12 protein-coding genes and 1 pseudogene are annotated in these 12,706 nt (G+C 72.8%); 6 read left to right on the top strand and 7 right to left on the bottom strand.

The genetic code is table 11. The features are described 5' to 3' along the window. From QZV97_RS11740 to soxC, 5 genes and pseudogenes are all read right to left on the bottom strand, one after another. Window positions 1-230 (bottom strand): annotated as a pseudogene (locus tag QZV97_RS11740) (sulfur oxidation c-type cytochrome SoxA); the annotation flags it as partial. Window positions 231-275: 45 nt separating this feature from the next. Continuing rightward, a complete protein-coding gene (gene soxZ / locus QZV97_RS11735; protein ID WP_295642086.1) occupies window positions 276-587 on the bottom strand; it encodes a thiosulfate oxidation carrier complex protein SoxZ in 312 nt (103 codons plus the stop codon). 52 nt (window positions 588-639) lie between these two features. After that, entirely contained in the window at window positions 640-1,107 is a 468-nt protein-coding gene (gene soxY, locus QZV97_RS11730; protein ID WP_295642084.1) for a thiosulfate oxidation carrier protein SoxY, read from the bottom strand. 73 nt (window positions 1,108-1,180) lie between these two features. Beyond that, window positions 1,181-2,236, bottom strand: a complete 1,056-nt coding sequence (locus tag QZV97_RS11725) for a c-type cytochrome (RefSeq protein WP_295642082.1) — start codon at window positions 2,234-2,236, stop codon at window positions 1,181-1,183. Next, complete coding sequence (gene soxC / locus QZV97_RS11720) at window positions 2,220-3,593, bottom strand: sulfite dehydrogenase (protein ID WP_295642080.1); 1,374 nt, start codon at window positions 3,591-3,593, stop codon at window positions 2,220-2,222. Before soxC ends, QZV97_RS11725 begins: the two co-directional genes overlap by 17 nt. A gap of 114 nt (window positions 3,594-3,707) precedes the next feature. Here soxC and QZV97_RS11715 point away from each other — a divergent pair, with 114 nt between their 5' ends. From QZV97_RS11715 to QZV97_RS11700, 4 genes are all read left to right on the top strand, one after another. Next, the gene (locus QZV97_RS11715; RefSeq protein WP_295642078.1) at window positions 3,708-4,829 is read left to right on the top strand and encodes a YeeE/YedE family protein; all 1,122 of its coding nucleotides are present in this window, start codon (window positions 3,708-3,710) and stop codon (window positions 4,827-4,829) included. Window positions 4,830-5,032: 203 nt separating this feature from the next. Continuing rightward, window positions 5,033-5,653: a superoxide dismutase gene (locus QZV97_RS11710; protein ID WP_295642076.1), complete on the top strand. Its 621-nt coding sequence runs from the start codon at window positions 5,033-5,035 to the stop codon at window positions 5,651-5,653. An 11-nt stretch (window positions 5,654-5,664) separates the two neighbouring features. Next, window positions 5,665-6,135, top strand: a complete 471-nt coding sequence (locus tag QZV97_RS11705) for a hypothetical protein (RefSeq protein ID WP_295642074.1) — start codon at window positions 5,665-5,667, stop codon at window positions 6,133-6,135. Window positions 6,136-6,370: 235 nt separating this feature from the next. Then, window positions 6,371-7,009 (top strand): Crp/Fnr family transcriptional regulator, encoded by a 639-nt coding sequence (locus tag QZV97_RS11700; RefSeq protein ID WP_295642092.1) that lies wholly within the window; start codon window positions 6,371-6,373, stop codon window positions 7,007-7,009. A gap of 6 nt (window positions 7,010-7,015) precedes the next feature. On the opposite strand, the gene QZV97_RS11695 is transcribed toward QZV97_RS11700, so the two are convergent. Continuing rightward, on the bottom strand, window positions 7,016-8,227 hold the full coding sequence (locus QZV97_RS11695) for an AI-2E family transporter (protein ID WP_295642072.1): 1,212 nt from the start codon (window positions 8,225-8,227) through the stop codon (window positions 7,016-7,018). Further along, the gene (locus tag QZV97_RS11690) at window positions 8,224-9,189 is read right to left on the bottom strand and encodes a hypothetical protein (protein WP_295642071.1); all 966 of its coding nucleotides are present in this window, start codon (window positions 9,187-9,189) and stop codon (window positions 8,224-8,226) included. Before QZV97_RS11690 ends, QZV97_RS11695 begins: the two co-directional genes overlap by 4 nt. 208 nt (window positions 9,190-9,397) lie before the next feature. On the opposite strand from QZV97_RS11690, the gene QZV97_RS11685 reads away from it, so the two are divergent. Together QZV97_RS11685 and QZV97_RS11680 are read left to right on the top strand one after the other, a co-directional pair. After that, entirely contained in the window at window positions 9,398-11,365 is a 1,968-nt protein-coding gene (locus tag QZV97_RS11685) for an AsmA family protein (protein ID WP_295642090.1), read from the top strand. Then, entirely contained in the window at window positions 11,365-12,696 is a 1,332-nt protein-coding gene (locus QZV97_RS11680; protein ID WP_295642069.1) for a sorbosone dehydrogenase family protein, read from the top strand. The genes QZV97_RS11685 and QZV97_RS11680 overlap by 1 nt, the downstream gene beginning before the upstream one ends. Window positions 12,697-12,706: the final 10 nt, after the last annotated feature.

Genomic DNA, 12,706 nt, shown 5'->3' with positions numbered 1-12,706 from the left:
GGCCCCTTGCCCAGATCGCACCGCTCGAGCGAGGCGTTCTTCGGCCCGCGCTTCTGCTTCCACAGGGCCTCGCCCTTGGCTTCGAAGAGGTCGGCCGGGTTGCCGTCCTCGAGCATCCTGCGGTATTCGGCGATGCCGTCGGCCGTGCTCCTGGCCTGCGACCAGGCGACGCCGGCCGTGGCCAGTGCGACGGCGGCCAGCGCACCGCCGGCGATCCTTGCGTGTCTCATTCGGGCTTGTCTCCGTGGTTCTTCCTGCCGATCGCGCGCGGGTGCTCAGGACACCGTGGCTTCGTCGGTGCGCGTGTCGCCCTTGTTGTCGACCCAGGTGATCGCGACCTTGTCGCCGGCCTTCGCGCCCTTGATCGTGAACTGCAGGAAGGGGTTCTTCGCGACGGCCGGGCCCCACTGGGCGGTCATCACGGTCTTGTCGTTGTGCTTCGCGCTGACCTGCTGGATGTGCCAGGCCGGGATCGTCTTGCCGGACGAGTCCTTGCGCTGACCGGTCTCCATCTCGTGGGCCATCAGCACGCGGACGGTGGCGTTGGGGCCGGCCACCTGGGCTCGGATGCGCATCGGGTCTGCCATGGGAATCTCCTTCGATCGTTGCGGTTCGGGGTGTCGAAGCGGGCGCGAGGCTTCAGCCGCCGCAACCGCCGAGCGTCACCTTGACTTCCTTCTGCGCATACAGCACGCGGCCGTCGTTCATCATCGCGACCGCGAAGACGTTGGACGACTGGCCCATCTTCACGCGCGTCGTGATCGAGGGCTCGACCGCATCGGTCAGCTCGAAGATCGAGGTCATGATGCTGGGGTTCTTCTCGACCAGCAGCGCGAGACGCTTCACGCCCGGCAGCGTGGTCGCGGCGCCCAGCGGCACGACGGCGCCGTTCTCGGCGATGTCGGGACCGGTGATCGTGACGTCCTTGCTCTCGGCGGGTGCCGAACCGCCGAGCGCCTTCATCAGCTCGGCCATGGTCTTCGTCTCGAAGGCCGCGGCGTTGTAGCCCGAGGCCTGGGCGCGGGCGACGGTCGGCAGCAGGCCGGCCGCCATCATCAGCGCGGCGACGCTCGCGCTGCGCTGGAGCATGTCTCGACGGGTGTTCATCAGGGTCTCCTTCATCACTCGATGCTAATGATTCGTGGCGGGTCCCGGCTCGGTGCCATCCCTAGCCGGTGGATCAGGGCGCGGCGCCGCGCGCCAGCCAGTCGGCGATCGAACGCAGGTCGGCATCGGGCGCGGATTGCGGCGGCATCGGGATCGTGCCCCAGGCGCCGCTGCTGCCGGCCTTGATGCGGCCGGCGAGCCAGGTCGATGCATCGTCGCGACCGGCGTGGCGCGCAGCGATCTCGCGGAACGACGGACCGAGGATCCGGCTGTCGATCGCGTGGCAGGCGGTGCAGCCGTGCTTCTGCGCCAGTGCGGCGGCGTTCGCGGGCGCGGGGGGCGATGTCGCCGCCGCCACGGGCTGGTTCGCGGCGGCGCGGCGCGTGTCGGCACCGCGCTGCGCACCGACCTCGCGGTTCTGGTCGGCCAGGTTGCCGTGCGCATCGCGCGCGAAGTCGGGCAGGAAGGACGCGAGCTTCGGCTCGCCGCCGCAGTCGCGCATGCACGCCGAGCCCTGCACGTCGGGCCGCGCGCTGCCGCCGAACTCGCGGCCCGGCCACAGCGCGTGCCGCTGTGTCATGCCGTCGCGGTTGGGCAGGCGCCGCTGCACGTCGGCGATGTTGCGGTCGCTCAGAACGAAGTCGTCGGGCAGCACGCCGCCCAGGTTGAGCACGTAGGCCGTGACCGCGTAGACCTCCTCGACGCTCAGCGACTTGGGCGCGGTCCAGGGCATCGCGCGGTTGATGTAGTCCCACAGCGTCGAGACCTGCGAGGCCTTCATCAGCGTCGTGCGGCCCGGATAGCCGGCATCGGTCAGGCGCGCGACGCGGCCGCGCTCGACATCGGCCCGGGTCGTGCCGCCGACCACGGGATTGAAGACCTCGCCCGACTCGCCGAACACGCCGTGGCAGGACGCGCACTGGGCCTCCCACACCTCCTGGCCCCGGGCCACCGAGCCCGACCCGGGCGGCAGGCCCTTGAAGTCCGGCCGCACGTCGATGTCCCAGGCGGCGATCTCCCTGGGCGTTGCGGGGCGTCCGATGCCGGGCAGGGCGGCGGATTGCGCCAGTGCGGCGGCCGACAGCAGCAGCGCGCCGACGGCCAGCAGGGACTCACGCCAGCTGCACATTGCGCACCTCGCCGCTCTCCTGCACCAGCCAGGTCTGGATCGCGTTGTTGTGATAGATCGAGCGCGAGCCGCGCACCGCGCGCAGCTGCTGATAGCTCGGCTGCACGTGGCCGGTCTCGTCGGTCGCGCGGCTCTGTACCAGCGCCGGCCTGCCGTCCCAGGCCCAGTCGACGTTGAAGCGCGTGAGGCACTTCGACATCACCGGCTGCTCGAGCCGCGCCATGCGCCAGTTGCGGCCGCCGTCGACCGACACGTCGACGCGCCGGACCTTGCCGCGGCCCGACCAGGCGAGGCCCGAGACGTTGTAGTAGCCGCGGTCCAGCAGCACCTGGCCGCCCGAGGGCGTGGTCACGACGCTCTTCACCTCCTGCAGCGAGCTGTACTGGCGGTGCAGGCCGCCGGGCATCAGGTCGACGTAGTGCAGCACCTCGTCCTTGGTGCCGTAGGGCTGGTCGCCGAGCTCGATGCGCCGCAGGTACTTGACCCAGCTCACGCCCTGCACGCCGGGCACGACGAGGCGCAGCGGATAGCCGTTCTCGGGCCGCAGCATCTCGCCGTTCTGGCCGTAGGCGACGATCACCTCGCCGCTGTCGATCAGCGAGCGCGGGATGGTGCGCGTCATCGACGAGCCGTCGGCGCCTTCGGCCAGCACGAAGCGGCCGCGCTTCCAGTCGGCACCGCACAGGTCGAGCAGGGTCTTCAGCGGCACGCCGGTGAACTCGCTGCAGCTGATCATGCCGTGGCTGTACTGGCAGGTGGGCACGGCGACGTTGCCCCACTCCATGCCGGTGTTGGCGCCGCACTCGATGAAGTGGAAGCGCGACACCGACGGCAGGCGCATCAGCTCGTCGAGCGTGAAGACCATCGCACGCTTCAGCATCGCCTCGTCCGAGCCGTTGATCATCAGCCGGTGCTTCGACGGATCGATGTCCCACCAGCCCTGGTGGTGGCGCTCGAAGTGCAGGCCGCTGGGCGTGACGATGCCGAACAGGCTCTGCAGCGGCGCGAACGACACCGAGGCCTGCGTGGTCTGCGTCAGGCCCGGGCTCTGGCGGCGCTGCACGTTGGACTCGTACCGCGAGGGCTTGCCGTAGCCGTCGGTCGCGACCGGCCGGCCCAGGCCGCGGCTGTGCTCGGGCAGCCTCAGGATGTTGGGGTCGCCGTCGCCGGCCACCGGGTTGGCCCGGGCCGCGGCCAGCGGTGCCGCGCCGCCGGCCACCGCGGCGGCGAAGGCGTTGCGGATGAAGTCGCGCCGGCCGGCCTTGCCTTCGCGGAACACCGTGCGGATGTCGTCGCGGTCGAGGAAGTTCTCGGGAGCCTTCAGCAGGCGGCCGGCCAGGGACGGGGGAGGGGGCACGGTGGGTGTCGTCTAGATCAGTGAGTGCAAATATAAGCGTATGCAAATATGCGGCTATGCGGGTTTGCACCGCCCGGCGGGCAGAATGTCGGCCCGATCCGACCGCCGCCGCCCATGGACTTCCCGCTCTCCCCGCAAGCCGCCACCCAGGCCGTCGTCTGGGGCGCCTTGCTGCTCGGGCTGGTGCTGGGCGCGGCCGGTCAGGCCTCGCGCTTCTGCGTGCGCGGCGCGATCGCGGACTGGTACATCTTCGGCGGCCAGGGGCGCATGCTGTCCTGGCTGCTGGTGGTCGTGGTCGCCGCGGCGGGCACGCAGGCACTGATCGCGCTGCAGGTCTTCGAGGCGCCGCGCGCGCTGGCCTGGAGCGACCGCTTCCTGTGGGCGTCCTACCTGCTCGGCGGCGTCGTGTTCGGCTACGGCATGGTGCTGGCGGCCGGCTGCCCGCAGCGCAGCCTGGTGAAGGCCGGCGCAGGCAACCTGAAGGCGATCGTCACGCTGCTGGTGGCGGCGATCGCGGCGCAGATGACGCTGCGCGGCGTGTTCGCCGAGGCGCGCGTGCGCAGCGTCGACAGCTGGGGCGTGCAGCTGCCGACGCCGCAGGACCTGGGCTCGCTGCTGACCGCCTGGCTGCCGGGATCGGCTGCGGCCTGGCGCGGCGTCCTGCTGGGGCTCGTGCTGCTGGCCGCCATCGTCTGGCTGTGGCGGCGACGCGCCGACATGGAGCCGACGCAGTGGGTCGCCAGCGTCGTCATCGGCCTGCTGGTGCCGACCGCCTGGTGGCTCACCGGCTTCGTCGGCTACCTGCCCGACCACCCCGAGACGCTCGAGCCGGCCTGGCTGGGCACGCAGTCGCGCCGCCCGGAGGCGCTGACCTTCACCGCGCCGGTCGCGCACACGCTGGACCTGCTGACCTTCTGGTCCGACCGCAACGCGACCGTGAGCTTCGGCGTGATGCTGACCGTCGGCGTGCTGGCGGGCAGCTTCGTGTCGGCGCGGCTGCGCGGCGAGTTCCGGCTCGAGTCCTTCTCCGGCCCGCGCGAGTTGCGCGACCACCTGCTGGGCGGCCTGCTGATGGGCATCGGCGGCGTCACCGCCGCCGGCTGCTCGGTGGGGCAGGGCGTGACCGGGCTCGCGATGCTGTCGGCCGGCGCGGCGCTGGCCGTGGCCGGCATCGTCGTCGGCGCGCTGCTGGCCCTGGCGGCCCAGGTGCGGCGCGCCGAGGCCACGACGGCCTGAGGACCGCCGGCGCGTCGCGCTGCGCGCCGGGGCCACCGGGTGTAGGACAACGCCGCGCGTGCGGGCTCCGCGGCGATCGAAGCGCGCTTTCTGCGTGCTTGTGTGGCCTGGCCCACAGACCGGCGCGCACGCGGTCCCTAGCCTTCATCGACCGTGTTGCTGCGGCGCCGTCGCGGCGACGCACCCGATCGAAAGGACCCGAGATGAGCGCAAGACCGACGACCCACAGCCCGTCGCACGAGCTTCCCCCGCTGCCCTACGCCGAGGACGCGCTGGCCCCTGTCATCTCGGCGCGCACCGTGGGCCTGCACCACGGCAAGCACCAGCGCGGCTATGTCGATACCCTGAACAAGCTGATCGCCGGCACGCCCTATGCCGAGATGAGGCTCGAGGACATCATCACCGCGACCGCCGGGCAGGCCGACGAGGTGCCGGTCTTCAACAACGCGGCGCAGGCCTGGAACCACGACTTCTACTGGAAGAGCCTGCGACCCGACGGCGGGGGCGTGCCGCCGCTGTCGATCCGGCCGCTGATCGAGGCGTCCTTCGAGAGCGTCGACGCCTGCAACGCGATGCTGGCCGACGCCGCGATCAAGCACTTCGGCAGCGGCTGGGCCTGGCTGGTGCTCGAGCGCGGCAAGCTCAAGGTGATCACGACGGTGAACGCCGAGGTGCCCGCGACGCGCGGCCTGCGGCCGCTGCTGGCCATCGACGTCTGGGAGCACGCCTACTACCTGGACTGGGAGAACCGGCGCCCGGAGCATGTGCGCGCCGTGATCGACCGGCTGGTCGACTGGGGCTTCGCGGCCGACAACCTGGGCTAGGGCCGACGACGATGGACAAGTCGCATCCCCCCGAGAGCTTCGGCGTCTTCAGCCCGGTCGGCCACACCGTGCTCGCGTTCCGCTCCGCTGCCGGCATGGAGGCGGCGGCGGCGGCGCTGGGCCTCGCCGGGTTCGACGTCGAGGCGCTGACGCGCTACACGCCGCAGGAGATGGTGGCGCAAGCCGACGCGGACCTGCGCAATGCCAGCCCGATGGCGTCGCTGGGCCAGGACCTGAACCTGGTCAAGGCCCATCGGGACCTGGCACGCAGCGGCTGCAGCTTCCTGGTGGTGCCGACGCCGGACGAGGAGCGTGCGCGGCGCGTCGCCGACCTGGCGGCGGCGACGGGCGCGGCCGCCGCGCGGCGCTACGGGCGCTTCCTCGTCGAGGAGCTGGTCGACCGTACGGCGGGCGAGGTGCAGAGCTTCGAGTCGCCGGCGCGCGGCCTCGATGTCGACGACGAGGGCAAGGCGGCTTCATGACCGCGGGCCGACCGACGCGATGCCGGGCGGCCGCCGCCACGTCGCCGCTGTAGGAAGCGACCGACACGGGAACCCGGCCTGCGCCGATATCGGTGCGATGCGTCGGGGTCGACCATCGGGACTCGAAACTGCGGAGAGTCCCGTGAATGCGACAGCCCGATCCATCTCCGACCTGCGCCAGAACCATCTGCTCGGGTCGCTGCCCGACTCCGACCTGCGGCGCTGGTTGCCCGAGATGGAAGTCGTGGACCTGCGCGCCGGCCAGGTGATCGGCGAGCCCGGTTCCGCCGCCGGCCATGTCCACTTTCCGGTCTCGGCCGTCGTGTCGCTGCTGTACCTGACGCAGGACGGTGCCTCGATCGAGACCGCGGTCATCGGCAACGACGGCCTGGTGGGCCTGGCGCACTGCATGGGCGGCGATGCGTCGCCGAGCCAGGCGGTCGTGCAGCATGCGGGCCAGGCGTATCGCCTGCGCGGCGCACTGATGAAGCAGGACCTCGCGCGCGGCGGCCCGGTGCTGACGATGCTGCTGCGCTACACGCAGTCGATGATCGTGCAGGCGACGCAGACGGCCGCCTGCAATCGCTATCACACGATCGATCAGCAGCTGTGCCGCCGGCTCCTGCAGAGCCTGGACCGGTCGCCCTCCAACGAGCTGGAGATGACGCAGGAGGGCGTCGCCCGGCTGCTGGGCGTGCGCCGCGAAGGCGTGACCTCGGCGGCGCTCAAGCTGCAGCATGCCGGCGTGATCCGCTACCGCCGGGGCCACATCGCGGTGCTCGACCGGCCCCGGCTCGAGCAGCGCGCCTGCGAGTGCTATGCGGTCGTGCGCCAGGAGCAGCGCCGCCTCCTGCCGCTGCCGCAGGCCGCCTGACGGGGCTCAGCCCTTCATCAGCTGCGCCAGGCGCCCGCCCGACCGCGAGTGTTCGGCGACGACCTTGATCAGCACGACCAGGGCCGGGCCGAGGAACAGCCCCCAGATCCCCCACAGCGCCCCCCAGAACACCAGGCCGATGAACACGGTCGCGGCGTTCATCTTCGCGGCATGGCCTTGCAGCCACGCGGTGCCCAGCGTTCCGACCAGCGTCGACAGCAGCACGACGAAGCCGGCCATGCCGAGCGCGGCACCCGCCGTGCCGTGGGCCAGGAAGGTCTCGGCCGCGCCCAGCACGGTCAGCAGGGCCATGCCGAGGTAGGGAATGACATGCAGCACCGCGGCGGCCGCACCCCAGCCCGCGGCGTCGGGCAGGTCGGCCAGCGAGAAGGCGACCCACACGGCCATGCCGATGACGGTGTTGGTGACCAGCAGCACGACGCCGTAGATGCGGATCTGCCGCCCCGACTCCAGCAGCGCCTGGCGGGCGCGCGCATGGACCCGCGGATCGTGGCCCCACAGTCCGAGGAAGCGCTCGGTCAGGGGCGCGCCGCCGGTCAGCACGAAGAACGCGATGAAGAAGATGATGGACAGGTTGCCGGCGAAGGCGAGCAGCACGCTCGAGCCGGTGACCGCGGTTTCGCGCAGCGCGACCGTGGCGCCCTCGGTGATGCTGGCCACCGGGGCGCTGGCGGCGGCCGGTGCCGCAGCGGGCGTCGTGGCGGCGGCCGCGCGTCGCTTCGGCCGGGCCGGCGGCTCGGGCCGCATCATGCGGTCGGCGGCCCGGTCCAGCTCCTGCAGCGCGACGCGTGCCCGCGTCAGCAGCGAGTCCGTGCCCGGGTCGCGCTCGGCGAGTTGCTGCGTCACCATGCCGATCATGTCCGGCGTGCGTTCGGCCACGCGGACGAACTGCCCGCCGAAGGCCATGGCGCCGAGCACCAGCGTGCCCAGCACCATCAGCAGGCTCAGCAGGGTCGCGGCCACGGCGCTGCGCAGCACCCGCGTCAGCCGGGCGTTGAGCGGCATGACCAGCATGGCCAGCATCAGCCCGGCCGTCAGCGGGATCAGGAAGCGCTGCCCCCACCACAGCGCGGCGATCACCGCGAGCGTGGCGAGCACCGTGGCCGCCACGCTGGAGCGCTCGCGAGGCGCGGGCTCGCCCGGGGCCGGTCCGTCGTCGGTCGTGTCGCGACGGGGCGGCGGGGTGTCGGGGCTCATGCAGCGATCCTAAGCCGGCCCGACGGCCCGGGGGCTCTTGCCAGCGACGCCTGCTGGCGACGGAGCTCGCCGCGCTTCATCCGCAGGTAGTCGTCGCGCTCCAGCTCGTGCAGCTGCAGTGGGTAGCGCTCGACGCCGCTGTGCCAGTCGTTGAGGCGCTTCTCCTGCCGCTGCGCGGCCGGCACGGCCAGCGCGCCGAGGTAGGCCTCGACGGCCAGGTAGTAGCGCATCGTGTTGCGCTCGATGACGCCGCGCGTGCCGCCGACGTGCACCGGCCGCCCGCCTGCATCGGTGCCGACGACGCTGAAGCCGACCTTGTCGCGTCCGGCGGTCGCCAGGTAGGTCTGCATCGCCATCCGCGCCACCGCGCCGTGGGCGTAGGAGTAGGACATGTGCAGGAAGCTGCGTTGCGCGTCGAGCGCCACCACCTCGACCTGGATGCGATAGCGGCGGGTGCCGAGCGGACCTTCGTCGGCCTGCAGCGCGATGTGCAGGTAGTCGGGCCGGGCCGCGAGCACGCGGTAGCCGAACTCGAAGCGGTAGGCGTCGGCCAGCGGCTGGTCGAACTTGCGCCCGATCGCCAGGCGCAGGGCCTCGCCGGCCGACGATCTCGAGGCCGTGCACTGCTTGACGTTGAGATGCAGCATCAGGATGTCGCACCACGCGCCGACCGGCGTCAGGGCGGGCCCGACGCTCGCGTAGGGCTGCTCGATCACGGCATGGATGTCGCCTCGCAGCTCCCCGTCGCCCTGCCGCGACTCCACGTGCAGCGGCCGGCGGAAGGCGTTGGTCGACAGCGTCTCTCGCAGTGCCGCATGGCGCGCCCGCAGCGACGCGGCGTCCTGCGCCTGCGCGGCCGGCCACACGAGGAGGGCGCCGCACAGCGCCAGCCACGCCAGCCGCGATGGCGCGATCCGGCGCGCGTCCTTGCGTGGCGATGCCGAGGCGGGGGTGGCGACCATGGACCGACGCTAGGGCCGCACGCAGCGGCCGTCTGTTCGACATCGAACGCCGGCCTGTAGGACATCGCGAGCACCGCGGTGCTGCCGCGGCCGACACGCCGACGCGCGCTCTGCCGATGCCGGGCACGCCGCCGCGGATCCACAGTCGGGGCCAGGCCGCGCGACCGCGTTCGGCCAAGACCCTGACCTGACGGAGACCGCCGTGAAGATGCTGAGCCGACGCTGGCAGCTCGTGGCCGCGGGCGTGCTGCTCGCCCTGCTGGCCGCGGTGGCGCTGGGCGAATGGCGTGGCTGGCCGTTCCTCGTGCCGCCGCTGCAGCGCGTGCTGTCCGAGCGCCTGGAACGCAAGGTCGACCTGTCCGCCGACGCAACAGGCAGCGGCAGCGTGCGCCTGCGCTTCGTCGGCGGCGTGCAGCTGCACGCGCCGCGACTCGTCGTCGGCGCGCCGGCCTGGAGCCGGGCGCCGCACCTGCTGCAGGCGAACGAGGTCGCGGTCGAGCTGCGCTACGTCGACCTCTGGCGCGCCCACCGCGGCGAGCCGCTGCGAGTCCAGCGGCTCGAGGCGAAGACGCTCGACAGCCACCTGGAGCGCCGCGCCGACGGCCGCGCGTCCTGGCAGTTCGGCACGCAGCTGCCCGACGCGGCGCCGCGTCCCCTGTCCCTGCCGCGCTTCGTGCACCTGAAGCTCGGCAGCGCCGATCTCCACGTGCGCGACGAGATCCTGGCCGTCGATGCCGACGGGCGCGTGTCGCCCGGTGGCGGCAGCCCGCCAGCGTGGCGCCTCGAGGCGACGGGGCGCTTTCGCGACCTGCCGCTGAAGCTGGAGCTGCTCGCCTCGGACGGCGAGGCCGCCACCGCCCCGACGACCGTGCGGCTGAAGGCCGAGGTCGGCCGCTCGCGCCTCGCGTTCGACGGCCATGCCCGTGGCCTGCAGGACCTCGGCGGTCGCTACAGCCTGCAGGGTCCGTCGCTCGCCGCGGTCGGCGACACGGTGGGCGTGACCTTGCCGACCACCGGTGCCTTCCGCGCCGAGGGCAGCGTCGTGCGCGACGGGTCGCTCTGGCAGGTCGCGATCGACGATGCGACGGTGGGCAGCAGCCGGCTGCGCGGCGCCTTCGCCTACGGACCCGTGCGGGGGCCGGGGACGGCGCGGCCGATGCTGACCGGCCGGCTCGGCGGCAGCCGGCTGCTGTTGTCCGACCTGGGTCCGGCGGTGGGCGTGGTCCCGGCGTCGACCGGCGCCGCGCGCAAGGCCGGCCGGGTGCTGCCGGACCGGGCCTTCGACCTGCCGTCGCTGCGTGCGATGGACGCCAACGTGCTGATCGACATCGCCGAGGTCGATCTCGACACCGCGCTGCTCGAGCCGCTGCGGCCGCTGCGTGCGCACCTGCTGCTGTCGAACGGCGTGATGACGCTGCGCGACGTCGACGCGCGCACGGCCCAGGGGCGGCTGCAGGGCCGGCTCAGCCTCGACGGCCGCGACAGTCCGGCCGGCTGGACCACCGACCTGCGCTGGGACGGCGTGCGGCTCGAGCGCTGGCTGCGCCTGGCGCGGGCCGACGACGCGCCGCCCTTCGTGTCGGGCCGGCTCAGCGGCAGGGCCGCGCTGACGGGCCAGGGACGGTCCACGGCCGAGATCCTGGGCAGCCTGCGCGGCGCCGTGCGCACCGAGCTGCACGAGGGCTCGATCTCGCATGCCACGATCGAGGCGGCCGGCCTGGACCTGGCCGAGAGCCTGGGCCTGCTGATCCGCGGCGACGACGCGCTGCCGGTCCAATGCGCGGTGGCCGACCTGGCCGCCGAGAAGGGCGTGCTGCGGCCGCGCGTGATGGTGGTGGACACGGCCGATTCGGCGATCTGGATCGACGGCTCGCTGTCGCTGGTCGACGAGACCCTGGACTTGCGTGCCGTGGTCGCGCCCAAGGACTTCAGTCCGCTGGCGCTGCGCACGCCGCTGCGCGTGCGCGGCAGCCTGGCCAAGCCCGCGGTGTCGGTCGAGAAGGGCGGGCTCGGCCGCAAGGTCGCCACCTCGCTGCTGCTGGGTCTGATCAACCCGCTGGCCGCGCTGATCCCGCTGGTCGACACCGGCAACGCCGACGGTGCCGAGCGCAGCGCGACTGGCTGCCAGGCCTTGATGCGGCGTGGCGCGGCGCGCAACACCCGACAGGAGCCGTGATGCGGACACCGAAGCCGAGATTGGGATCCACGCCGGCAGTCGCGCTGGCAGTTGCGCTGGCGCTCGGCGGCTGCGGCGATGTCGCCAAGCTGCCCGTGTCGGCCGGCACCGGACCGCAACCGACGCTGCCGGCGCCGCGCGAGTCCTGGATCCCGACGGTCAACATCGCGCCGGCCCAACCCTGGCCGCCCGGCGCGATGCCGCAGCCGGCTGCCGGCCTGCAGGTCGTCGCCTTCGCGCAGGGGCTCGACCATCCGCGCTGGCTGCTGGTGCTGCCCAACGGCGACGTGCTGGTGGCCGAGTCCAACGCCCCGCCCAAGCCCGACGACGCCCGCGGCGTCAGGGGCTGGGTGATGGGCCTGGTGATGCGGCGCGCCGGTGCGGCCACGCGCAGCGCCGACCGCATCACGCTGCTGCGTGACACCGACGGCGACGGCGTCGCCGACCTGCGCTCGGTGCTGCTCGAAGGCCTGAAGTCGCCGTTCGGCATGGCGCTGGTCGGGTCGTCGCTGTACGTCGCCAACTCCGACGCGGTGCTGCGCTTCCCCTATGCGCCCGGCGAGACGCGCATCGGCGCTGCCGGCACGCGCGTGGTCGAGCTGCCGGCCGGGCCGATCAACCACCACTGGACCAAGAACCTGATCGCCAGCGCCGACGGCAGCAGGCTCTACGTGAGCGTCGGCTCCAACAGCAACGTCGGCGAGCGCGGCATGGCGGCCGAGGAAGGCCGCGCCGCGATCTGGGAAGTCGACACCGCCAGCGGCGCGCATCGTGTCTTCGCGTCCGGCCTGCGCAACCCGAACGGCATGGCCTGGGCGCCGGGCGGGGCGCTGTGGACCGTGGTGAACGAGCGCGACGAGATCGGCAGCGACCTGGTCCCGGACTACCTGAGCGCGGTGAAGGACGGCGGCTTCTACGGCTGGCCCTACAGCTACTTCGGGCAGCACGTCGACACGCGCGTGCAGCCGCCGCGGCCCGACCTGGTGGCGCGCGCGATCGCGCCGGACTACGCGCTGGGTCCGCACACCGCGTCGCTGGGGCTGGCGGCGTCGGCCGGCAACGCGCTGCCGCCGGCCTTTGCCGACGGCATGTTCATCGGCCAGCACGGCTCGTGGAACCGGCGGCCGCACAGCGGCTACAAGGTCATCTTCGTGCCGTTCCGCGGCGACCGGCCGTCCGGCGAGGCGCCGATCGACGTGCTGACCGGCTTCCTCGGCGAGAACGGCAAGGCCCGCGGGCGGCCGGTGGGTGTCGCGATCGACGGGCGCGGTGCGCTGCTCGTCGCCGACGACGTGGGCAACGTGGTCTGGCGCGTCAGCGCCCGGCCCTGACGATCCGGGA

The organism is uncultured Methylibium sp. (assembly GCF_902826655.1).
In the GTDB taxonomy this organism is placed as follows: Bacteria; Pseudomonadota; Gammaproteobacteria; order Burkholderiales; family Burkholderiaceae_C; genus Methylibium.
The sequence above is the reverse complement of the archived record's forward strand: the minus strand, read 5'-3'. Positions and strand labels throughout refer to the sequence as shown.

Bases quoted from the DNA above. Each gene is read 5' to 3' on its own strand.
- QZV97_RS11705 (WP_295642074.1), top strand. From the start codon at position 5,665: ATGGACAAGTCGCATCCCCCCGAGAGCTTCGGCGTCTTCAGCCCGGTC.
- QZV97_RS11695 (WP_295642072.1), bottom strand. From the start codon at position 8,227: ATGAGCCCCGACACCCCGCCGCCCCGTCGCGACACGACCGACGACGGA.
- QZV97_RS11725 (WP_295642082.1), bottom strand. From the start codon at position 2,236: ATGTGCAGCTGGCGTGAGTCCCTGCTGGCCGTCGGCGCGCTGCTGCTG.
- QZV97_RS11715 (WP_295642078.1), top strand. From the start codon at position 3,708: ATGGACTTCCCGCTCTCCCCGCAAGCCGCCACCCAGGCCGTCGTCTGG.
- QZV97_RS11700 (WP_295642092.1), top strand. From the start codon at position 6,371: ATGGAAGTCGTGGACCTGCGCGCCGGCCAGGTGATCGGCGAGCCCGGT.
- QZV97_RS11680 (WP_295642069.1), top strand. From the start codon at position 11,365: ATGCGGACACCGAAGCCGAGATTGGGATCCACGCCGGCAGTCGCGCTG.
- QZV97_RS11710 (WP_295642076.1), top strand. From the start codon at position 5,033: ATGAGCGCAAGACCGACGACCCACAGCCCGTCGCACGAGCTTCCCCCG.
- soxY (WP_295642084.1), bottom strand. From the start codon at position 1,107: ATGAACACCCGTCGAGACATGCTCCAGCGCAGCGCGAGCGTCGCCGCG.
- soxZ (WP_295642086.1), bottom strand. From the start codon at position 587: ATGGCAGACCCGATGCGCATCCGAGCCCAGGTGGCCGGCCCCAACGCC.
- QZV97_RS11690 (WP_295642071.1), bottom strand. From the start codon at position 9,189: ATGGTCGCCACCCCCGCCTCGGCATCGCCACGCAAGGACGCGCGCCGG.
- QZV97_RS11685 (WP_295642090.1), top strand. From the start codon at position 9,398: ATGCTGAGCCGACGCTGGCAGCTCGTGGCCGCGGGCGTGCTGCTCGCC.